Below are 21,391 nucleotides of genomic sequence, written 5' to 3' on the forward strand. Positions count from 1 at the left end.
GAGATCAGGCAACACATCCATGGCATTTGTTCAGCAGTCATCGCCACACGCCCACAAGGCCCGGCCAACATCCCGCGTGATGTTATGGGTGCTTATTGCGGCCTTGCCTGGCCTGTTGGCCCAGACGCTATTCTTCGGCTGGGGCAACCTGATCAACGTGGTCTTCTGTATTGCCCTGGCGATCGCCTCTGAAGCTGCCCTGCTCAAGCTCAGAAAAAAGCCGGTTGCCTTCTTCATCAAAGACAATACCGCCGCCGTCACCGGCCTTCTGTTGGCTCTGTCGCTGCCCCAGTTTGCGCCCTGGTGGGTATCTGCGGTCGCAGTGATCTCGGCTATCGTTGTGGCCAAACAACTCTATGGCGGGCTGGGCTCAAATCCTTTCAACCCTGCCATGGTTGGTTACGCCCTGGTTCTGGTGTCTTTTCCGGTTGCGATGACAACGAACTGGGCAGAGCCCGCCATGCTCTGGGACGGTGCTCCGGGCTTTGGCGAGACCCTGGCAACCATAGCCTCTGGCCAGCAAACAGCGGTCGATGGCTGGACAATGGCAACGCCTCTTGACGAGTACAAACACAAGATCACCACCCACACAGCAACCGAGGTGCTGAACCACCCAACGTTTGGTGAGGGTATCGCCAGAGGCTGGGAATGGGTCAATGCGGCATTTCTGGCAGGAGGCCTTCTGCTCATCGCCCTGCGGATCATTACCTGGCACATTCCGACAGGATTTCTTGGTGGGATGATCGTAATGAGCCTGGCCTTTGGCAACAATGCCGACCTCTATGCACCACTATCCCTGCATCTGCTTGCAGGCGGGACCATGCTCGGCGCCTTTTTTATCGCTACCGACCCGGTGTCAGCAGCTACGAGCCACCAGGGGAAACTCATCTATGGAGCGGGAATTGGCATTCTGATCTACCTGATCCGCACCTGGGGCAATTATCCCGACGCCGTGGCGTTCAGCGTTCTGCTGATGAATTTTGCCGTTCCTTTCATTGATCATTACACACCTCCACGCACTTACGGCCACCACAAGGCCCGTCGGGGTGTACCGGGGAGCCAGGGGTAATCATGGCTGCAGTTGCAAAGTCCATCCGCCGCAGCGCCATCGGGCTCGGCCTGTTCGCCGTGATCACCGGCGGCACCATTGCCGTAACCCAGGTGGCCACGGAAGAGCGGATTCGTGAACAGGCCGCCCGCGCAGAGGCCCAGGCCCTGTATGAAATCATTCCCGAAAGCCGGCACAACAACGACCTGCTCAGGGATACGGTACAGTTGCCTGCCAGTGAGCGCCTGGCACAGCCCGGCCCTCTGAACGTCTGGGTAGCTCGACAGAACGAGCAGCCCATTGGCATGATAATGCCCGTGGTGGCACCCGACGGGTATTCCGGCAAGATTCAACTCCTCGTGGGAGTGGACATGACGGGGACCATTCTCGGAGTGAGGGTAACCAGTCACAAGGAAACGCCGGGGCTGGGAGACCAGATCGAAACCCGCAAATCCGACTGGATCAAGAGTTTCGATGGCCGCTCGCTGGGCAAACCGCCGCACCGGGAGTGGAACGTTAAAAAGAATGGTGGAGAATTCGATCAGTTCACAGGCGCGACCATCACGCCAAGGGCTGTAGTGAAAGCGGTTCAGAAAGCGCTGATCTATTTTCGGGAAAACCGTCAGATTATCCGGGAGCGGCTCAACGAAGAGCCGTCACCGAGAGACAAGATCCTGAACCCTGAAGCGATTGCCGGCGAATCGTCCAACACGGAGCATTCCTGATCATGGCAACCAAATCATCGAGCGAAATCATCCGCGACGGGCTCTGGGACAACAACCCGGCCCTCGTCCAGGTGCTTGGGCTCTGCCCGCTTCTGGCCGTGACCAGTACCGTTGTTAATGCCATCGGGCTGGGGCTGGCTACACTCATGGTGCTCATGGGGTCCAATCTTGCCGTGTCACTGATTCGCAATTTCGTAAGCGAGTCTGTGCGCCTGCCCGCATTCGTCATGATCATCGCTTCATTCGTAACCTGCGCGGAATTGCTCATGCAGGCCTTTACCTATGAGCTGTATCTGATTCTTGGCATCTTCATTCCACTGATCGTCACCAACTGCGCCATCCTCGGCCGGGCTGACGCTTTTGCTTCCAGAAATCCACCACTTCCGGCACTGCTGGATGGCGCGATGATGGGCCTTGGCTTTCTGGCGGTGCTGGTGGTTCTGGGCGGCCTTCGGGAACTCATCGGACAGGGCACTCTGTTTGTGGACATGCACCTGCTGCTGGGCCCCGTTGCTGCCGATTGGGTGATCCGCCCCTTCGACAACTACCCGGATATGCTGTTCATGATTCTTCCGCCCGGCGCCTTTATCGGGCTAGGACTGCTGATCGCGCTCAAAAATGGTATCGACAACCATCTGGAAGAGCGCCGCAAGGCACATGAACCAGCGCCTGTAGCAGCAGGCAGCAAGCGGGTCCGGGTTACCGGGAACGTATCCTGAGTCCGCACTTGCACAAGACTGAGAGCTGATGAACAAACAGAAACGCATTGAGATCTTCACCCGCCTCAGGGAGGCCAACCCCAACCCGACTACCGAGCTGAACTATTCCAGCCCGTTCGAGCTGCTGATTGCCGTTATTCTTTCGGCCCAGGCCACGGATGTGGGTGTCAACAAGGCTACTGACAAGCTGTTCCCGGTCGCCAACACCCCAGAGGCCATCCTGGCCCTGGGAGTCGATGGCCTGAAGGAGTACATCAAGACCATTGGCCTGTTTAACAGCAAGGCCGAGAACGTGATCAAGACCTGTCGAATCCTGATTGAGAAACACGGCGGCCAGGTGCCGGAGCGGCGGGAGGATCTGGAGGCGTTGCCCGGGGTCGGTCGCAAAACCGCAAACGTGGTCTTGAACACCGCCTTCGGCCACATGGCCATGGCGGTGGACACTCACATCTATCGCGTGTCGAACCGCACCGGCATTGCGCCCGGCAAGAACGTTCTGGAGGTGGAGAACCGGTTGATGCGCCTGGTGCCAAAAGAATTCCTGCTGGACGCGCACCACTGGCTCATTCTGCACGGGCGCTATACCTGTACCGCCCGGAAACCGAAATGCGGCGCCTGTATCATTGAGGACCTTTGCGAGTTCAAGCAGAAACGGGACTATCTCTGAATCCGGGGCGTAAAAAAGCCGGCATCTTGCCGGCTTTTTGTTTCAGACGCCAAGCCGCGGTTAGCGCTGACCCAGCATTTTCTCCTTCAGATCCTTCTGCGCCGGCTTATCGGACAGCCAGATTCCGAACAGGGCCTTTTTAAAGGCCAGATCGCCAACCGTGTCCTTTTGCTCGCCGTTCTTGAGGACCCGCACGCCTTCGCCCGGCAGGTACACCAGATCGAAAACGTCACCCTCGGTGATTTCTTCCTGGAAGACCGCCATAAACTGGTCAACATCCTCCTGGATAGAAGCCATATCGCCGTCGGTGGAGGCCTCAAAACCTTCCAGGGTGGCCTCTGTCATGCGTTCGCTGGTAATCATGCCGGAGATGATGTGCAGAGTGATGGCCTGGGGCTCATTTGCGTTAATCACGGCCTCACCATCGTCGATGGTCTCGGGAACGTACAGACCGCCGACATACAGGTCCATGAACCATTTGGAACGGGTACCTGCGCCATTAAGCGTGAGTTCGGTATCCATGGCGGAATAGGTATCCGGAACATCAACACCTTCCACGGTGAGTGCGGCGGCTGGAGCAGACAGCAGGGCCGTCAGCGTCAGAGACGCAAAACCGGTTGTAAGAGCCTTCTTCATAGTCCTTTCCTTTTCGATCGTTATTATTGACGTGTTTCATTCGTGCACCGGGTTTCGACACCCTTATCCCCGCCCGGTCACGGCATTCTATCAACGGCGCTGGCGGGCGGGACGCGCCCTGGTTCTCATTTGGGGCGATCCTGAAACACAAAAAAGCCGGCCAGGGATTCCCTGGCCGGCTTTGGATCGAAAGAAAAGAAAGACGTTACTTGAACAGCAGGTTGCCGGACAGGCCTTCCTTCTCCAGGATCTCACGAAGACGACGAAGCGCCTCGACCTGGATCTGTCTTACTCGCTCACGGGTCAGACCAATCTCCTGGCCGACTTCCTCCAGCGTGCTCACCGGGTAGCCCCGCAGACCAAAACGGCGTGACAGAACTTCCTGCTGCTTGTCGCTAAGCTGGTCAATCCACTTCTCCAGGCAGGAACACATATTGTTGTCCTGCAGGAGATCCGCCGGATCCGAAGCCCCTTCATCCGCTACGGTATCCAGAAGCGACTTTTCGCCACCGGCACCAATGGGAGTGTCCATGGAAGCGACGCGCTCATTGAGACCCAACATCCGCTTAACGTCGGCCACGGGCTTATCGACCATTCTGGCGATTTCCTCCGCCGAGGGCTCATGATCCAGTTTCTGGGTCAGTTCCCGCGCTGCACGGAGATACAGATTGAGTTCCTTGACCACATGAATCGGAAGACGGATGGTGCGGGTCTGGTTCATGATGGCCCGCTCAATGGTCTGGCGAATCCACCAGGTGGCGTAGGTGGAGAATCGGAAACCCCGCTCCGGATCAAACTTTTCCACCGCCCTGATCAGGCCAAGGTTGCCCTCTTCGATCAGGTCCAGCAGGGTCAGCCCGCGGTTCACGTAACGTCGTGCGATCTTCACCACAAGGCGAAGGTTGCTCTCGATCATCCGTTTGCGGCCGGACTCCTCTCCCTTGCGTGCCAGACGGGCAAAATAGACCTCTTCTTCCGGCGTAAGCAGGGGGGAAAAACCAATTTCGTTGAGATACAGCTGAGTGGCATCCAGCTGCTTTTGACTGGTGAAATAACGTCCCTGGGTGGGGATGTCCTCTTCTACTTCGGCCACTTCTTCGGTGGGCTCTTTTTCAACTTTCTCTTCTGCTAACAACTGATCCTCGGCATCGTCCATGTCCGATACACGATCAATGATGATGTCTTCTTGCTCTGCTGACATTTGTCTTGCCCCGCCTCTCAATAATCCTGGATGTTCGCCCGATACTTCTTGTTATTGCGGACGTCTTTGTCTTCACACTTTTTTCTTCAGGACATTTTGTTGGTCGGCCTGTCATGGCCTTTACCGTTCTTGTTTTTCTTGCGAACGCGGTGTTTTGTCAGTGCCAGGGTGTGCGATCAGGGCAGCCTGCTGACTGCGTCATTCATTAGCGCGGCGGCAGATAATGGACTGGGTCAACCGGATTGCCATTTTTACGAATCTCAAAATGCAACATGGGTCGTTCAGCGCCACTGCTACCGAGCTCTGCGATCACCTGCCCGGCTTTCACATCCTCCCCTTCCTGCACCAGAATCTTCCGGTTGTGAGCGTAAGCACTTAAATAGTGCTCGTTGTGATTCACGATAATCAGGTTGCCGTATCCAAGCAACCCGTTGCCGGCATAGACCACATTCCCGGTGGCCGCAGCTCTTACAGCATCCCCGGCTTGCCCGGCAATATCAATACCTTTATTGACTTTTCCGGATGTTGAATATCCAGCAATTACAGTGCCAACGTGAGGCCAGCGCCATTCAATCCGGGCCACGGTCTGGGTCTGGGAAGCGAGCGGCGCGCCCTTGTTCGCCGCTCTCGTCACCGCAGGTTTGGGTGCCGTGGCGGCTGTCTGTTTTGGAGGCGAAGCACGACTCGCCGTTCTCGGCGGTTGCGATCCAGACGGCTTTTTGGCAGCTGTAGTCTGACTGCCCGAGGTTACACTTCCGCGAAGATCCAGACGAATCACCTGACCCGCTTTGAGATTCCAGGGCGGACCAATGCCATTGGCGTCGCCAAGCTCGCGGTAGTCCCGACCATACCGCCAGGCTATGCTGTAAAGGGTTTCGCCGGGTTTGACGACGTGGCGGCCCCAATAGACCGGGGGATTGTAAATGTCATCCTGGTAGAGTGCCGGCGTGTTACAGCCGGAAAGTAGCAGCAGGGCCATGAGGGGCAGGAGTGCAAGGCGGCTGGCCAGCACCTTTTTCGCGGGGCGATCAGGCTCTGAGGCACCGGACGGGAACCGCGGGGACGCCGGTGAAACGGCATTGATGAGCCCACGCATGAATCTCACAGGAATAAAACTGACCCAGTTATGAAAAATCCGTATAACCGCTGTCGGTTGTCGAAGCAGTTTCTAAAGTTTTTATAGTAACTTGCTAATATATTGCACATTTTTCTCGCGAAGCCAAGTTACTAACCGACCTCCCTTGTTACCTCCAGAAACATCCGTTTTGTGCGTTAGGTAACACTCTTCGCACACAGTCGCCTCAAATCACCTCGATGGTGCGACCTCTCCATGCCGGGAACCGAGCCACTCCACCAGCAGAACGAGGGCAAAACCGGCCGCCGCCATGAGCAGGGCAAATAGCACCTGGGGATCCTGGCCGGCCTGCTCTGCAAAGGTAGAGGGCCAGATACTCGTCTCATTCAGGGGAACTTGTTCACCGGAGCTGTTGATACGCCAACTGAGAGTCTCCTTCCAGGGCCAAACCTTGTTGAGCGCTCCGATCATGAAGCCGGTGAGCAAGGCGAGCACGAGATCATGAAAATGGTGGAACGCCCAGGTGATCAGGCGGGCGATGGATAAAAGACCCACCACGCAACCTGCCATAAACAGAAGCAGAATGCCCGCGTCCAACGATTTGATCGCGGCGAGCACGGGCGCATACATACCAATAATCACCAGGATAAAGCTGCCCGAGATGCCAGGAAGAATCATGGCGCAGATGGCCAGCGCTCCGGCACCAAAGAACGCCAGAGTGGAAGGCGCGACTTCGCTGGCAGACAGGGTGGTTATCCACCACGCGATAACAATGCCGAACAACAACGGAACCAGCAGTGCGGGCTTGTAGTGTCGCACCTGGCGCCCGACATGCCACACCGAAGCGACGATCAATCCAAAGAAAAAGCTCCAGATCAGGATCGGGTAGGCCACCAGCATATAGCTGATCCCAGATGCCAGGGTAGCAATACTGGTCAGGACGCCCGCCAGCAAGGCGACCAGAAAAGTTCCGTCACAGGCGTGCCAGAACCGACTGAACCGGCCTCGAATCAAGTCATGGAAAACTGCTCCGGGAACCGCGTTGATAGCTTCCAGGAGGCGGAAATAGATACCGGTGATGAAGGCAATTGTGCCACCGGAAACCCCTGGAACGATATCAGCGGCGCCCATGGCGATTCCCCGAAGAAACACGGCTGCAGGGTGGTGGCTGCGTGCAATATCGTTGTCCGGGTTTGGTTTACTTTCTGAAGAGTCGACCATGATTATCGGACAACCCCGCCCAGAAGCGGCACAAACCGGACCGGTTCCAGCTCCTTGTGATCAAAGCGATCTCCACGCCGGGTTACCTGCACCAGCACCTGGTTCTCCTCACCGACAGGGGCAATCAACACGCCACCGTCTGCCAGTTGGGCGAGCAATTCGGCTGGAACTTCAATGGGTGCTGCGGTCACGATAATGCCGTCGAAAGGGCCACGTTCAGGCCAGCCCATGCCACCATCAGCATGTTTCAGGAACACGTTTCTGGCGTTCAGTTGTCGCAACCGGTCCCGGGCCCTGTCCTGAAGCGCCTTGATCCGCTCGACGCTGTAGATTTCGGCGAACAAGCGGGAAAGCACCGAGGTCTGGTAACCGGACCCGGTGCCAAGCTCCAGGACCCGTGAGGGCCCGTAGGCCAGCATCAATTCAGTCATGCGGGCCACTATGTAGGGCTGTGACAAGGTTTGGCCGTAGCCAATCGGTAGCGATGTATCTTCGTAGGCCCTATGGGAAAGCGCCTCATCCAGGAAAATGTGCCGTGGCACCTCTCCCATAATCTCAAGTACCCGGTCCGACTCGATGCCGGCTTCCCTGAGGCGCTGAACCAGTCGCATCCGGGTGCGTCGGGAGGTCATCCCGATGCCTTCGAGCTGCGCTGTCATCCCCGCCCCTCCAGCGAAACCTCCAGGGTATCGACCCAATCCCGGAGCCGTGAGAGCGCCTCATGCCGGGTCATGTCGATGTGAACCGGGGTAACCGAGACATAACCTTCACGTACGGCATTGAAATCAGTGCCGGGACCGGCGTCACCGCCGACACCTGCCGCCCCGATCCAGTAACGCTCTTTGCCGCGAGGACAGGTCATCGGGACGGCACCCTCTGCCCGTTCCCGGTGGCCGAGGCGCGTCACCCGAATGCCAGCCAGTTCCTCCCAGGGAACATCCGGGACATTCACGTTGAGAATGGAGCGAGGCCCCAGCACCAGGGGACGCTCGTTCTCGAGCAGCACCCGGACAACCCGGGCGGCGGTCTCGTAGTGAAAGTGGCCATCGTTGACAAGGGAGACGGCAATGGCGGGAAGTCCGAGGTGGCGACCCTCGGTTGCCGCAGCAACGGTACCGGAGTAGATAATGTCGTCGCCTAGGTTGGCGTGGGTGTTGATACCCGACACCACCCTGTCGAACGGCTCACGGAACAATCCGTTCACCGCCAGATGGACGCAGTCGGTCGGTGTTCCATCGACCGAACGAAAACCGTTGGGATGTTCCTCAACCGTCAGGGGGCGATTGAGCGTCAGGGCGTTACTGGCGCCGCTGTGATCCCGGTCAGGCGCCACGACCTCAAGCTCACCCAGTCCTTTTAAGCCATCAAACAGGGCTATAAGCCCCGGTGAATGAACGCCGTCATCATTCGACAACAGAATACGCACAGTGTTCTCCGCTAGCCTTGTTGTTCGTTGTGTCGGCCGAGGCTCATGTCCTCAAGCTCGAAAATATCACTCAAAATCGTTGTCGCGTACTGGCCGGGCGAAAGAAAAAACGCCAGCTCCAGACAGTCTTCAGCGACCCACTGCCAGGAGAGGCTCTCCGGTTTTACCGCCAATGGCCTTCGCTCCGGTTTCATCCGGGTGACCGAAAACAGGGCGGCCAACTCCGGGGTTTGCGCGACAATGCCTCGCTCGAAGGTTTCCAGGGGCCCGCAAGCGGTGGTGCCGCCGTCACCCCACAGTGGACCTGTCGCTCCTGCCTCGGCCCAGCTGCCATCGTCTACCCGAGCTGCCAGCACCTCATTGAACAGCCAGGAGCGCGCTGCCGAAAAATACAATACGTTTTTCGAGCCGTCGCTGCCAGCTCGCTTTTTGCCACCCCGGCCTTTTCCACCGGACCGGCCACGTCGGTTCAGGGTAGCGGGATCAAGATGCACCGCTCGGTCAAGGTTAGCGCCATCATTGCCAAACCGTTGGGGGCCAAAGTAGTTTGGAGCCCCAATATCGCCCAGACGCTCCAGCGCTCGGTCAATAACCTGGTGCTCACCGGAGACGGCCCTCAGGGTAATCGTGAAGCCATTACCCCTGTGCTCCCCGCGCCGCAATTTCCGCGCCTGCCGCGAAGCCGCCAGAACCGGCCAGCGTAGGCCAATCTCCCGGATCAGAGCGGTGTCCTGATCCTCGTTTCCGGGACGGTACAGACTGAACCACTGGCGGGTCACAGCATGCCTATCCTTGAGCCCACAGAAACCGACATCAAAGTGACGACACCCGGCGATCCTGGCCAATTCGCGGGCAACATACTCTGTGTTATCACCCACTTTCTCCAGTTTCAAACAAAGATGCTCGCCACTGCCTGCGATTACCTCTCCCTCGACAGCCGGGTCGCTTTCCGGCAGCTCCAGCAATTCGTCGACAATGAAATCGCCCGGGGCGGTTTTCAGGCGGCCAGAGGCAATACGACCGCCGCCGGAGGTTGGCCAGTCAAGGCGCCAGTTGCTCAAGATTCCACCGGTTCAAGCAGGCAGATCGCCTGGCAGGCAATGCCTTCCCCGCGCCCCGTAAAACCCAGCTTTTCCGTGGTGGTGGCTTTCACGCTGACACGACTGGCCGGCACGCCCAGATCTTCGGCAATGTTCAAACGGATGGCATCGATATGGGGTGCCATCTTGGGGGCCTGGGCAATGATTGTGGTATCCACGTTAACGACGGAGAAGCCCTCGTCCCGGACCCGGTTCACAACCCGACGCAAAAGGTCCCTGCTGTCGGCCCCTGCCCACTCGTCACTGGTGTCCGGGAAGAAATGCCCGATGTCGCCAAGCGCGGCAGCGCCCAGCAATGCATCTGCCAACGCATGCAGCAGGACATCACCATCAGAATGGGCCTTGAGCCCGTGGGAATGCGGAATGCTTACGCCGCCAATAATCACAGAGTCGCCTTCGCAGAAGGCGTGGACATCGAAGCCCTGACCAATACGCATAATGTGCTCCGGAACACTCCGAAAGTTCAGAATTGGCTCAGAATGAAGCCTGCCAGTGCCAGATCGGCGGGCACGGTGATCTTGATATTGTCCGGCCGCCCTTCAACCAGCACCGGCATGTTACCGGAAAACTCCACCGCGGAGGACTCATCGGTCACCGGAAGCTCTCGGGCAAGAGCTGCCTCCAGAGAATCAACAAGAACACGATAGCGAAACATCTGGGGCGTCAGAGCCCGCCACAACCCCGTGCGATCAACGGTCTCAATCACTTCCGGGAGTTCAGCAGTACCGGCTTTCTTTAAAGTGTCGGCAACCGGCGAGGCAAGCAGCCCCCCAACCGGATGGCTGTAGAGCCGGTCAATCAGATTGGAAAGATCCCGGGTATCAAGGCAGGGCCTCGCCGCATCGTGCACCAGAACCCAGTCGTCATCTTTCACCTGTTCCGCCATGGCGTGCAGCGCCGACAACACCGAACCAGCTCTTTCGGAACCGCCGGTACAGGTCTGGATTCGGCTATCGCCGCTGGCTTCGGTATCCGGCCACCAATGGTCGGCCGGGTGCAATGGCACCATGCAGCCGGAAAAAGGCGCGGAATCCATGAGTCGGGAAAGGGTGATGTCGAGAATGAAACGCTCGCCAAGCCGAAGGTACTGTTTCGGTTGCTCAGCCTGCATACGCTGGCCGATGCCGGCGGCAGGAACAATCAGCCAGAGTCTCGGAGCAGGCATAGACAATCAGTTTTCAACAACCAGGAAAAAGGTCTCGTCGTCTCTTATCAGGCCGAGGTTCATTCTGGCCCGTTCTTCAACGGCGCCCTGCTCGTTACGCAGATTCCTGACTTCCGCATAGAGACGTTCATTGCGGGTAGCTAGCTCGGCATTTTCTTCACGTTGCTCGGCAATGGACTGCTCCAGAGCCCATACCTGCGCAAAGCTGCCCTCCCCGACCCACAGGCGCACCTGCAGCAGGAGAATCACAACCACCATTAAGGTCCAGAGCAACTTCATTGCCGATTCCGTTCAAAATTCAATCAATCAAAATACCAACGCCGGACGTTGAGTATAGACCTTAGAGTAGATTAGCAACAAATTCTTCTAACTGCCTGTACAAAAAGGCCATCATGTCCGGAATTTCGCCCAGAACACGATGGCCTTAACAGTTTTTCGCCAATTACCGGCCAGACACTCTGCCAGAACCGGTGGGATCAGTCGATCAGCCCTGCCCTTTGATTTCGCTCAGGCCGCGGTAAGGCGCCTTACCGTCCAGCGCTTCTTCGATGCGCAGCAGCTGGTTGTACTTGGCAACACGATCCGAACGGCACAGGGAACCGGTCTTGATCTGGCCGGCGCAGGTCGCCACCGCCAGATCGGCAATGGTGGTGTCCTCGGTTTCACCGGAACGATGTGAAATCACGGCAGTGAAACCGGCATCCTGGGCCATCTTGATGGCATCGAGGGTTTCGCTCAGGCTGCCGATCTGGTTGAACTTGATCAGGATGGAGTTACCCACGCCCTTCTCGATACCCTGCTTCAGGATTTTGGTGTTGGTCACAAACAGGTCGTCACCGACCAGTTGAACCTTGGCGCCCAGTTTGTCGGTCAGCACCTTCCAGCCATCCCAGTCGCTCTCGTCCATGCCGTCTTCAATGGAGACAATCGGGTATCGCTCACACAGACCTGCCAGGTAATCGGCAAAACCCTCGGAATCGAAGCTCTTGCCTTCGCCGGACAGCTGGTACTGGCCATCCTTGTAGAATTCGGAAGACGCACAGTCCAGGGCGAGGGTCACATCGGTACCAAGCTTGTAACCGGCCTTCTCGACCGCTTCCTGGATAACCGCCAGCGCCGCTTCGTTGGAGGGCAGGTTGGGAGCAAAACCACCCTCATCACCGACCGCTGTGTTCAGGCCCTGGGCCTTAAGCACTTTTTTCAGGCTGTGAAAAATCTCCGCGCCAACACGCAGGGCTTCAGAGAAGCTCTTGGCGGAAACCGGCTGAACCATGAACTCCTGGATATCAACGTTGTTATCCGCGTGCTCACCACCGTTCAGAATGTTCATCATCGGCACCGGCATGGAGAACTGGCCAGAGGTGCCGTTGATGTCTGCAATGTGCGCATACAGCGGCTTGCCCAGGGAGATAGCTGCAGCCTTGGCCGCCGCCAGGGAAACTGCCAGGATGGCGTTGGCGCCCAGGTTGGCCTTGTTCTCGGTACCGTCGAGGTCCAGCATGATCTGATCCAGGGCACGCTGATCAGCTGCATCTTTGCCTACCAGTGCATCACGGATCTTGCTGTTCACGGCTTCCACAGCCTTCAGAACACCCTTGCCAAGGTAACGGGATGCATCACCATCACGCAGTTCCAGGGCTTCCCGGGAACCCGTGGAGGCACCAGAAGGCGCGCAGGCGCTGCCGACGGTGCCGTCTTCCAGGATAACGTCGGCTTCTACTGTCGGGTTACCGCGGGAATCCAGAACCTCACGGCCCTTGATGTTGGCAATCTTGGTCATTCTTCTCTGTCTCCAAGTTCATGTTCAAATTCGGGAGTCAGAGCGAGAGGGAACGGCCCTCTACATTTTCGCAGGGCCGTTCCCGCTCGCTCCCATAGTCCGCGTAAAACGCCAACACCGCCAATCAGGCGGTGTCGATAGGTTTAAAGCTTTTTACCAGATCATCCACAGCTTTCACCCGCTGCAGGAAGGGCTCAAGCTGGCTCAGCCGCAAAGCACAGGGGCCATCGCACTTGGCTTTGTCCGGGTCCGGATGGGCCTCAAGGAACAATCCGGCCAACCCCTGGGACATACCCGCCAGCGCCAGGTCAGTCACCTGGGCACGTCGGCCACCGGCCGAATCCGCGCGTCCGCCGGGCATTTGCAGGGAGTGGGTCACATCGAACATCACCGGTACGTTCATGGCTTTCATGATGCCAAAGCCCAGCATGTCGACAACCAGGTTGTTGTAGCCGAAGCTGCTGCCCCGCTCACACAGGATCACCTTGTCATTGCCGGCTTCCTCGCACTTGGTGATGATGTGCTTCATTTCCTGGGGAGCCAGGAACTGGGCCTTCTTGATGTTGATCACCGCACCGGTTTTCGCCATGGCGACCACCAGGTCCGTCTGGCGGCTCAGGAAAGCCGGCAGCTGGATGATGTCGCATACCTGCGCTGTGGGAGCGGCCTGGGCCGGCTCGTGGACGTCCGAAATAATGGGAACACCAAACTTGCTTTTGATGTCCGCCAGAATCTGCAGCCCTTTCTCAAGGCCTGGACCACGAAACGAATTCACCGACGAACGGTTGGCCTTATCAAACGACGCCTTGAAAACGTAGGGAATGCCGAGTTTACCTGTGGCCTCAACGTAGGCCTCGGCAACCTCCATGGCCAGCTCCGGCGACTCGAGGACGTTCATGCCACCAAAGAGCACAAACGGCTTGTCGTTGGCGACGTCGATTCCCGAAACGTTTACAGTGTTCTGCGCCATGCTCAGGATCCTTTCTTGCAGGCCAGTGCTGCCTCAACAAAGCCTTTGAACAGCGGGTGGCCGTCCCTGGGTGTGGAGGTAAATTCCGGATGGAACTGACAGGCGACAAACCAGGGATGATCCGGCGCTTCAACCACTTCGACCAGACGACCATCGGTCGAACGACCTGAGATCTGTAGACCGGCCTCTTCCAACTTTGGCAGGAAGTGGTTGTTGACCTCGTAACGATGGCGATGACGCTCGCGAATGGTTTTCTTGCCATAGCAGTTGGCAATGGTGGAACCTTCGGTAAGCACGCAATCCTGGGCGCCGAGACGCATGGTCCCGCCAAGATCAGATTCTTCCGTACGCTCTTCGCGCTCTCCGGTGGAATCCAGCCATTCGGTGATCAGGCCCACCACCGGCTCCGGCGTGTGCTCGCGGAATTCTGTGCTGTGAGCGTCGGTCAGACCGGCCACGTTCCGCGCGTATTCAATTACAGCAACCTGCATACCCAGGCAGATGCCAAGGTAAGGCACCTTGTTCTCACGGGCATACTGAACCGTGCGGATCTTGCCTTCCACGCCGCGCTCACCGAAACCGCCCGGCACCAGAATCGCGTCGGCACTGGCCAGCGCACCGGTGCCATCACGCTCGATGTCTTCGGAATCGATGTAGTTGATATTGACCTTGGTGCGGGTCTTGATGCCGGCGTGCAGCAGGGATTCGATCAGCGACTTGTACGCGTCGAGAAGCTCCATGTACTTGCCAACCATGGCAATGGTCACTTCCTGCTCGGGATTCATCAGTGATTCAACAACGTTGTCCCACTCACTGAGGTCCGCAGGACGTGCATCCAGGCCGAATCGTTCGATAACGAGCTGATCCAGGCCATGCTCATAGAGCATGCGCGGAATGGCGTAAATGGATTTGGCATCCTGGAGAGGAATAACGGCCCGCTCTTCGACGTTGGTGAACAGGGCAATCTTGCGTCGTGAACTGGCGTCCACCTCGTGCTCGGAGCGGCACAGCAGGATATCCGGCTGCAGACCGATAGAGCGCATTTCCTTGACCGAGTGCTGGGTGGGTTTGGTCTTGATCTCACCCGCAGTGGCAATGTACGGAACCAGGGTCAGGTGCATGAAAAGTGCACGCTGGGGACCGACTTCAACCTTCAGTTGGCGGCAGGCTTCGAGGAACGGCAAGGATTCAATATCGCCTACCGTGCCACCAATCTCGATCAGCGCTACGTCGGCGCCAGCAGCACCTTCAACGACCCGGCGCTTGATCTCGTCAGTGATATGGGGGATTACCTGCACAGTTCCGCCCAGGTAGTCGCCACGGCGCTCCTTGCGGATTACTTCCTCGTACACCCGACCGGTGGTGAAGTTGTTGCGCTTGCTCATCGGGGAGCGGATGAAGCGCTCGTAGTGGCCCAGATCGAGGTCTGTTTCCGCGCCATCCTCGGTGACAAAAACCTCACCGTGCTGGAACGGGCTCATGGTGCCGGGGTCCACGTTGATGTACGGGTCCAGCTTGAGAATAGTGACCTTCAGGCCGCGTGCCTCGAGGATCGCAGCCAGAGAGGCTGATGCGATACCTTTCCCCAAGGAGGACACGACACCGCCGGTGACGAAAATATAACGCGTCATGCAGATTCCGTGATTGTCTGGTTCGGTGAAGGGGGGAGATTGTCATCTCAAGATGGGACGCCAGACTACCAGAAAGGCCCCATTGACTCAATCACATTCCCGCTCTACGACCAGCCGCCAACCGGCGGCATGGGCGCCTCCCGAGTATTGTTCAGAACACCATAAATCGCCAATGGCAATGAGCTCTGCTGCGCCCTCTGAACCCGCGAAAACCAGCGGCAGACGGGCCCTTTCCCAGGGTGGAACGCCGACTTCCTGCAGCCATTTCTTGAGCGAACGGGACGGCCCATCGGGACGGAAACGGACCCGCTCGCCACCCTGCCTCGTAAATATCCGTATTGGCGGCAACGACTGTTCCGGGGTAACGACAGATTCCAACCTGAGGGACCACTCTCCCCACGCCACGCCCTCCCCCGGCTCGAGATTGACCGGAGCGTCCGGTAAAGGGCCGCGGTCGGGAACCAGGCAAAGATCACCCTGGAAACGTCGCAGACTGAAACCGTCGGACCGGAACTCCGGCTCCCGATCCTCTGCGGCAAACAGCAGGTCCCGAATGACCTGCTGCCAGTCACCAGGGGTGGGCGCATGAAACCCGCGTTCCCGTGCCCACCAACGGACCAGATTCTTCTGCTCCGCCAGAGGCAGTGTTTTCAGGCCATCAACGGGGAGACGGTCCCGGTCGCCGCCGATTGCCTGCCACTGCAAAGCGGCCAGCTTGCGGTTCAGCGCTTCACTCTCGCCACAGGATTCCGCCGTGTGCCGCAGCCTGCGATTCAACCCCGGCCAGCGATCCCGCAAGAGCGGCAACACAGTGTGACGGAGGAAATTCCGGTCAAATCGCTGGTCGGTATTGCTGGGGTCATCAACCCATGACAGGCCAGCGACCCGGGCCCAGCGCTCGAGTTCGGCCCTCTCAAACCCTAGCAGGGGCCGGACGAGGGTCGCGGTGCCCAGCTCACGACTGGCCGGCATGCCCGCGAGCCCGGCCACACCGCTGCCCCTGAGCATCCGGAACAGAACGGTTTCCGCCTGGTCATCCCCATGGTGAGCCATCAAGACCAGGTCGCCCTTCCCGACCAGCGCCTCGAGGGCGGCATAGCGGGCCTTGCGGGCAGCTTCCTCTATACCCGCACCCGAGCTACGACCACCATCGACGGTTACCCGCTCAACCACAAGCGGCACGCCAAGTCGCTCACATTCACCGCGACAAAACGACTCGGTATCCGATGCATTGGGTTGAAGCTGATGATTGATATGGATCGCCCGGACAGCGCCGGAACAGCCATGGCAGTGGGCTGCCAGGTGCAATAACAGGGTGGAATCGAGGCCACCGCTCAGGGCGACCCAAAGACGGGCGTGATCGGGGAGTTCTCTGACCGGGGCACACAGGGCCTCCGGCCAGTGGAATCCGGAACCGGGCTCAGCGCCCGGTGTCATAGCGGGTCAGCCGCTCGTAGCGGCGGGATACCAGCTCATCCAGTGGCAGGCGGCTGAGCTCAGCGACGCCTTTCGCCAGAACCTCTTTGAGGGATTCCGACATTTTTTCAGGGTTGCGGTGAGCACCGCCGAGGGGCTCGGTTACCACGTTATCCGCCAGCCCCAGATCTTTAAGCCGGTCAGCCGTAACACCCATGGCCTCCGCCGCCTGGGCAGCGTATTCGGCACTTTTCCAGAGGATCGACGCACAGCCCTCTGGGGAAATCACCGCGTAGGTGGAATACTGCAGCATGTTCAGCTGGTCACAGACACCGATGGCCAGCGCGCCACCGGAACCGCCCTCACCGATCACCGTGGAGATAATGGGTGTCTTGAGGCGGGACATCACGGCCAGGTTGAAGGCAATGGCCTCACTCTGCCCACGCTCTTCCGCACCAATGCCGGGATAGGCACCCGGCGTGTCGATGAACGTGAGAATGGGCATCTTGAACCGCTCGGCCATTTCCATCAGGCGCAGGGCCTTGCGATAGCCCTCAGGGCGCGGCATACCAAAGTTGCGCTTTACCTTGTCCCGCACTTCCCGGCCCTTCTGGTGACCAATCACCATTACCGGCTTGTCGTCCAGCCGGGCAGTACCCCCTACGATCGCCAGGTCGTCTGCATAACGGCGATCGCCGTGCAGTTCATCGAAATCCTCAAACATGGATTCGATGTAGTCCAGGGTGTAGGGCCTGCGGGGATGGCGAGCCAGTCGGGCAACGTCCCAGGGTTTGAGATCGGAGAAAATGCTCTCTGTGAGGCTGACGCTCTTTTTCTTCAGCCGGGTGATCTCGTCGGTGATATTGATGTCGGTGTCATTGCCAACCATCCGAAGCTCTTCAATCTTGGCTTCCAGGTCGGCGATTGGCTGTTCGAAATCCAGATAGTTAGGGTTCATGATGTTCCATCATTTTTTGCCAGGCGGGAAAATGCTCCGCCAAACCAGAATTTACACAAAGATAGCAGCGCCCGGTCAGTGGCTAAAGCGGACATTGGTATGAGTCCGCTATCTGACAAACTTTTAATTTTCAGCTTACTCAATCATAGACCAGTTCTACCGACTGGTCGCCTACGAGGTAACGGAGCTCCAGTAGCAGGTTGTCATCCGGCTGCACCCGCCAGGATTCACCCAGCTCGATCCGGGTGGACGCCTCGGGGCTGCTGTACTCAATCCAGACCGGACTGCCATCACAGCGGAACGGCCTCAGGGTGGTGTCCAGTTTGTCCAGCAGTCCGTTCTGCAGCTGATCGGCGTGCAGGTTGAGCTTCAACCCACGGCTAAACTGCTGACGAGCGCTCGCGACATCCATCACCGAGCTCACCCGCATCTTCGTCTGGCCGGAATAGTCGTCGTGGCTCACCTGACCTTCCACCACAATCACCTGGTCAGATTGCAACAGCTCCCGATTTTCAAAGAAGGCTTCCGAGAACAGGGTCGCCTCTATCCGCGCGCTCCTGTCATCCAGCGTAATGAAACACATGGTGGAACCGGTGCGGGTTTTCATGGTGCGCTGGGCAACCACCAACCCGGCGACGCGCTGGGGTGACTTGTTCGGCTTCAGATCGGCGATGGAGGACCGGACAAACCGCCGAACCTCTTTCTCGTATTCATCAAACGGGTGGCCGGTGAGGTAAAGCCCCAGGGTATCTTTCTCCCCTTTCAGCCGCTGTTTTTCGGGCCACTCGCGCATGCCGGCCACGTCCTCGTAGGGATCGCCACCATCACCGGCCTCGAGCATTTCGCCGAACATATCCATCATGCCGACGGACTCGTTACGGGATTGCTGGCCGGCCTGCTGCACGGCCTTATCGATGCTGGCCATCAACTGAGCCCGGCTGGCGCCAAGCTTGTCCATGGCGCCGCACCGGATCAGCGCTTCCATGGCGCGCTTGTTGACCTTTTTCAGGTCAATGCGTCGGCAAAAATCGAAAATATCCTGATAGGGCTCGCCATCGCCACGACCTTCCACGATGCTCTGAATCGGGCCCTCGCCCAGGCCTTTGATAGCACCGAGGCCATACACAATCTGGCCTTCGTCGTTGACGGTAAAGGTGTATTCCGAACGGCTGACGTCTGGCACCAGAAGATCCAGTTTCATGTTCCGGCACTCTTCTACCAGCGTGACCACCTTGTCGGTGTTCTGCATATCGGCAGTCAGTACCGCGGCCATGAATTCTGCCGGGTAATGGGCTTTCAGCCAGAGTGTCTGGTAGGACACCAGTGCATAGGCGGCGGAGTGGGATTTGTTGAAGCCGTAGCCGGCAAACTTCTCTACCAGGTCAAAGATGTTTTCGGCCAGGGTCGTGTTGATCCCGTTCTGCTCACAGCCATCCAGGAAAAACTGCTTCTGCTTGGCCATTTCCTCGGGCTTTTTCTTACCCATGGCGCGCCGCAGCATGTCCGCATTACCAAGGGTATAACCGGCCATCACCTGGGCGATCTGCATGACCTGCTCCTGGTACAGGATAACCCCGTAGGTGGGCTCCAGAACCGGCTTCAGGCCTTCATACTGGTAATCCGGATGCGGGAAGGACATGGGTTGGCGGCCGTGCTTACGGTCGATAAAGTCGTCCACCATGCCCGATTGCAGCGGCCCCGGCCGGAACAGGGCCACGAGGGCGATCATGTCTTCGAGGGAGTCCGGTTGGAGACGGCGAATCAGGTCTTTCATGCCCCGGGATTCCAGCTGGAACACCGCCGTGGTTTCCGCTTTCTTGAGCATGTCGAACGAGGGCACGTCATCCAGCGGAATCTCGTTAATGTCGAGCGGCTGCATGCCCTTCTTTTCCCGGCGCGGATTGATCATGTTCAGCGCCCACTTGATGATCGTAAGCGTCCGCAGGCCCAGGAAGTCGAACTTCACCAGGCCGGCGTCTTCCACGTCGCCCTTGTCAAACTGGGTCACCAGGCTTCCGCCCTCGTCGTCGCAGTACAGGGGCGAAAAATCGGTGATCTTGGTAGGCGCGATCACCACGCCGCCGGCGTGTTTACCGGCGTTCCTGCACACGCCCTCGAGCTTCAGGGCCATTTCCCAGATTTCCTGGGCTTCCTCGTCGTTCTCGAGAAACTCGACCAGCTGTGGCTCCTGCTCCAGAGCCTTCTCCAGGGTCATGCCCGGCTCGAACGGGATCATTTTGGACAGCTTGTCGGCCAGGCCATAGGATTTGCCCTGCACCCGAGCAACATCCCGCACAACCGCCTTCGCGGCCATGGTGCCGAAGGTAATGATCTGCGACACCGCCTCACGCCCGTATTTCTGGGCGGTGTATTCGATCACCCGGTCCCGACCCTCCATGCAAAAGTCGACGTCAAAGTCGGGCATGGAAACCCGTTCCGGGTTCAGGAACCGCTCGAACAGCAGGTCATATTCTAGTGGATCCAGGTCAGTGATCAGCTGGGCGTAGGCCACCAGCGAGCCGGCACCGGAACCCCGGCCCGGCCCCACGGGCACACCGTTGTTCTTGGCCCACTTGATGAAGTCCATCACGATCAGAAAGTAGCCCGGGAACCCCATCTGGATGATGATATCCAGCTCGAAGTTCAGGCGCTTGTAGTAGGCCTCGCGTTTGGCATCGTATTCCGGATCGTCCTTGCTGAGGGTCTTGGCCAGCCGCTCTTCCAGCCCCTCCTCGGAGACCTTCCGGAAATAGTCGTCCATGGTCATGCCATCGGGAATCGGGTAATTGGGCAGGAAATACTCACCCATCCGAACCTTCACCGAGCAGCGCCGGGCAATCTCCACGGTGTTCTCGATTGCTTCTGGAATGTCGCTGAACAGCTCGATCATCTCATCGGCGCTGCGCAGGTACTGCTGGTCACTGAAGCGGCGATCACGGCGCGGATCATCCAGGGTACGACTCTCACCGATACAGACCCTGGCCTCGTGAGCCTCAAAGTCTTCCGCCTCCAGGAAGTGCACATCGTTAGTGGCAACCACCGGAAGGCCAAGAGCACCGGCCAGCTCAACACTCAGGTGCAGGCAGTCTTCGTCTCCTGGACGACCGGTGCGCTGTAACTCGAGGTAGTAGCTATCCGGGTACAAATCCATCCAGTAACGGGCGCGCTCGCGGGCCAATTCCGTTTTGCCCGCCATCAAAGCCTTGCCCACATCGCCCATTCTCGAACCAGAGAGCGCAATCAAACCGTTCGGCCGAGCCTCAAGCCATTTGCGCTGGATGATCGGCTTGCCAAACCGCTGCCCCTCGGTATACCCCAGGGAAATGATTTCGGTGAGGTTGAGATAACCGTCGTTATCTCGCGCCAACAGCGTGATGCGGAACGGATTCTCGGGCTCGTCGGGATTTTCCAGCCACAGATCGGCGCCAATGATGGGTTTGACGCCCGCGCCCATGGCCGCCTTGTAAAAGCGAACCAGCGAGCACATGTTGGATTGCTCGGTAAGGCCAACAGCCGGCATGCCCAGCTCGGCAACGCGCTTTATCAGCGGTTTAACCCTGACCAGGCCATCCACCATGGAGTATTCGGAATGGACGCGGAGGTGTACAAAAGTCTGCGACATAACGTCAGGTTATTCCTGCTGTGTAATTCAG

20 protein-coding genes are annotated in these 21,391 nt (G+C 58.3%); 4 read left to right on the forward strand and 16 right to left on the reverse strand.

Annotation, left to right across the window (positions count from 1 at the left end; translation table 11 throughout):
- Positions 1-19 precede the first annotated feature (19 nt).
- The 4 genes from rsxD to nth are packed head-to-tail and all read left to right on the forward strand — an operon-like array spanning position 20 to position 3,159.
- The gene (rsxD, locus tag KYE_RS09825; protein ID WP_008172861.1) at positions 20-1,069 is read left to right on the forward strand and encodes an electron transport complex subunit RsxD; all 1,050 of its coding nucleotides are present in this window, start codon (positions 20-22) and stop codon (positions 1,067-1,069) included.
- 2 nt (positions 1,070-1,071) lie between these two features.
- Complete coding sequence (gene rsxG, locus KYE_RS09830) at positions 1,072-1,773, forward strand: electron transport complex subunit RsxG (protein WP_008172863.1); 702 nt, start codon at positions 1,072-1,074, stop codon at positions 1,771-1,773.
- Between the two features lie 2 nt (positions 1,774-1,775).
- On the forward strand, positions 1,776-2,492 hold the full coding sequence (locus tag KYE_RS09835) for an electron transport complex subunit E (RefSeq protein WP_008172865.1): 717 nt from the start codon (positions 1,776-1,778) through the stop codon (positions 2,490-2,492).
- 28 nt (positions 2,493-2,520) lie between these two features.
- Positions 2,521-3,159, forward strand: coding sequence for an endonuclease III (nth, locus tag KYE_RS09840; protein ID WP_008172868.1), 639 nt, complete (start codon positions 2,521-2,523; stop codon positions 3,157-3,159).
- A gap of 60 nt (positions 3,160-3,219) precedes the next feature.
- Here nth and KYE_RS09845 read toward each other — a convergent pair whose 3' ends face one another.
- From KYE_RS09845 to dnaE, 16 genes are all read right to left on the reverse strand, one after another.
- On the reverse strand, positions 3,220-3,795 hold the full coding sequence (locus tag KYE_RS09845; RefSeq protein ID WP_008172870.1) for a chalcone isomerase family protein: 576 nt from the start codon (positions 3,793-3,795) through the stop codon (positions 3,220-3,222).
- 205 nt (positions 3,796-4,000) lie between these two features.
- Entirely contained in the window at positions 4,001-4,996 is a 996-nt protein-coding gene (gene rpoS, locus KYE_RS09850) for an RNA polymerase sigma factor RpoS (RefSeq protein ID WP_008172872.1), read from the reverse strand.
- Positions 4,997-5,201: 205 nt separating this feature from the next.
- Positions 5,202-6,092: a peptidoglycan DD-metalloendopeptidase family protein gene (locus tag KYE_RS09855; protein ID WP_008172873.1), complete on the reverse strand. Its 891-nt coding sequence runs from the start codon at positions 6,090-6,092 to the stop codon at positions 5,202-5,204.
- A gap of 210 nt (positions 6,093-6,302) precedes the next feature.
- Positions 6,303-7,292 carry a DUF368 domain-containing protein gene (locus tag KYE_RS09860; RefSeq protein WP_008172876.1) on the reverse strand — a complete coding sequence of 330 codons (990 nt, stop codon included), beginning with the start codon at positions 7,290-7,292 and terminating at the stop codon, positions 6,303-6,305.
- 2 nt (positions 7,293-7,294) lie between these two features.
- On the reverse strand, positions 7,295-7,951 hold the full coding sequence (locus KYE_RS09865) for a protein-L-isoaspartate(D-aspartate) O-methyltransferase (protein ID WP_008172878.1): 657 nt from the start codon (positions 7,949-7,951) through the stop codon (positions 7,295-7,297).
- A complete protein-coding gene (gene surE, locus KYE_RS09870; protein WP_008172880.1) occupies positions 7,948-8,718 on the reverse strand; it encodes a 5'/3'-nucleotidase SurE in 771 nt (256 codons plus the stop codon). The genes KYE_RS09865 and surE overlap by 4 nt, the downstream gene beginning before the upstream one ends.
- Before the next feature lie 11 nt (positions 8,719-8,729).
- Positions 8,730-9,779 (reverse strand): tRNA pseudouridine(13) synthase TruD, encoded by a 1,050-nt coding sequence (gene truD / locus KYE_RS09875; RefSeq protein ID WP_008172882.1) that lies wholly within the window; start codon positions 9,777-9,779, stop codon positions 8,730-8,732.
- Positions 9,776-10,255, reverse strand: a complete 480-nt coding sequence (gene ispF, locus KYE_RS09880; RefSeq protein WP_008172883.1) for a 2-C-methyl-D-erythritol 2,4-cyclodiphosphate synthase — start codon at positions 10,253-10,255, stop codon at positions 9,776-9,778. The genes truD and ispF overlap by 4 nt, the downstream gene beginning before the upstream one ends.
- Positions 10,256-10,281: 26 nt before the next feature.
- Positions 10,282-10,983: a 2-C-methyl-D-erythritol 4-phosphate cytidylyltransferase gene (gene ispD, locus KYE_RS09885; protein ID WP_008172885.1), complete on the reverse strand. Its 702-nt coding sequence runs from the start codon at positions 10,981-10,983 to the stop codon at positions 10,282-10,284.
- 6 nt (positions 10,984-10,989) lie between these two features.
- Entirely contained in the window at positions 10,990-11,262 is a 273-nt protein-coding gene (locus tag KYE_RS09890; RefSeq protein WP_008172887.1) for a septum formation initiator family protein, read from the reverse strand.
- Positions 11,263-11,467: 205 nt separating this feature from the next.
- On the reverse strand, positions 11,468-12,763 hold the full coding sequence (gene eno / locus KYE_RS09895) for a phosphopyruvate hydratase (RefSeq protein WP_008172888.1): 1,296 nt from the start codon (positions 12,761-12,763) through the stop codon (positions 11,468-11,470).
- A 124-nt stretch (positions 12,764-12,887) separates the two neighbouring features.
- Entirely contained in the window at positions 12,888-13,733 is an 846-nt protein-coding gene (gene kdsA / locus KYE_RS09900) for a 3-deoxy-8-phosphooctulonate synthase (RefSeq protein WP_008172890.1), read from the reverse strand.
- 2 nt (positions 13,734-13,735) lie between these two features.
- Positions 13,736-15,364 (reverse strand): CTP synthase, encoded by a 1,629-nt coding sequence (locus KYE_RS09905; protein ID WP_008172892.1) that lies wholly within the window; start codon positions 15,362-15,364, stop codon positions 13,736-13,738.
- 87 nt (positions 15,365-15,451) lie between these two features.
- The gene (tilS, locus tag KYE_RS09910; RefSeq protein WP_008172895.1) at positions 15,452-16,801 is read right to left on the reverse strand and encodes a tRNA lysidine(34) synthetase TilS; all 1,350 of its coding nucleotides are present in this window, start codon (positions 16,799-16,801) and stop codon (positions 15,452-15,454) included.
- A complete protein-coding gene (accA, locus tag KYE_RS09915) occupies positions 16,785-17,738 on the reverse strand; it encodes an acetyl-CoA carboxylase carboxyl transferase subunit alpha (RefSeq protein WP_008172897.1) in 954 nt (317 codons plus the stop codon). Before accA ends, tilS begins: the two co-directional genes overlap by 17 nt.
- Positions 17,739-17,877: 139 nt before the next feature.
- A complete protein-coding gene (dnaE, locus tag KYE_RS09920) occupies positions 17,878-21,360 on the reverse strand; it encodes a DNA polymerase III subunit alpha (RefSeq protein WP_008172899.1) in 3,483 nt (1,160 codons plus the stop codon).
- Positions 21,361-21,391: the final 31 nt, after the last annotated feature.

Origin of the sequence: Marinobacter manganoxydans MnI7-9, from assembly GCF_000235625.1 — a bacterium.
In the GTDB taxonomy this organism is placed as follows: Bacteria; Pseudomonadota; Gammaproteobacteria; order Pseudomonadales; family Oleiphilaceae; genus Marinobacter; species Marinobacter manganoxydans.

Bases quoted from the DNA above. Each gene is read 5' to 3' on its own strand.
- rsxD (WP_008172861.1), top strand. From the start codon at position 20: ATGGCATTTGTTCAGCAGTCATCGCCACACGCCCACAAGGCCCGGCCA.
- rsxG (WP_008172863.1), top strand. From the start codon at position 1,072: ATGGCTGCAGTTGCAAAGTCCATCCGCCGCAGCGCCATCGGGCTCGGC.
- KYE_RS09835 (WP_008172865.1), top strand. From the start codon at position 1,776: ATGGCAACCAAATCATCGAGCGAAATCATCCGCGACGGGCTCTGGGAC.
- nth (WP_008172868.1), top strand. From the start codon at position 2,521: ATGAACAAACAGAAACGCATTGAGATCTTCACCCGCCTCAGGGAGGCC.
- KYE_RS09845 (WP_008172870.1), bottom strand. From the start codon at position 3,795: ATGAAGAAGGCTCTTACAACCGGTTTTGCGTCTCTGACGCTGACGGCC.
- rpoS (WP_008172872.1), bottom strand. From the start codon at position 4,996: ATGTCAGCAGAGCAAGAAGACATCATCATTGATCGTGTATCGGACATG.
- KYE_RS09855 (WP_008172873.1), bottom strand. From the start codon at position 6,092: ATGCGTGGGCTCATCAATGCCGTTTCACCGGCGTCCCCGCGGTTCCCG.
- KYE_RS09860 (WP_008172876.1), bottom strand. From the start codon at position 7,292: ATGGTCGACTCTTCAGAAAGTAAACCAAACCCGGACAACGATATTGCA.
- KYE_RS09865 (WP_008172878.1), bottom strand. From the start codon at position 7,951: ATGACAGCGCAGCTCGAAGGCATCGGGATGACCTCCCGACGCACCCGG.
- ispF (WP_008172883.1), bottom strand. From the start codon at position 10,255: ATGCGTATTGGTCAGGGCTTCGATGTCCACGCCTTCTGCGAAGGCGAC.
- ispD (WP_008172885.1), bottom strand. From the start codon at position 10,983: ATGCCTGCTCCGAGACTCTGGCTGATTGTTCCTGCCGCCGGCATCGGC.
- KYE_RS09890 (WP_008172887.1), bottom strand. From the start codon at position 11,262: ATGAAGTTGCTCTGGACCTTAATGGTGGTTGTGATTCTCCTGCTGCAG.
- eno (WP_008172888.1), bottom strand. From the start codon at position 12,763: ATGACCAAGATTGCCAACATCAAGGGCCGTGAGGTTCTGGATTCCCGC.
- kdsA (WP_008172890.1), bottom strand. From the start codon at position 13,733: ATGGCGCAGAACACTGTAAACGTTTCGGGAATCGACGTCGCCAACGAC.
- KYE_RS09905 (WP_008172892.1), bottom strand. From the start codon at position 15,364: ATGACGCGTTATATTTTCGTCACCGGCGGTGTCGTGTCCTCCTTGGGG.
- tilS (WP_008172895.1), bottom strand. From the start codon at position 16,801: ATGACACCGGGCGCTGAGCCCGGTTCCGGATTCCACTGGCCGGAGGCC.
- accA (WP_008172897.1), bottom strand. From the start codon at position 17,738: ATGAACCCTAACTATCTGGATTTCGAACAGCCAATCGCCGACCTGGAA.
- dnaE (WP_008172899.1), bottom strand. From the start codon at position 21,360: ATGTCGCAGACTTTTGTACACCTCCGCGTCCATTCCGAATACTCCATG.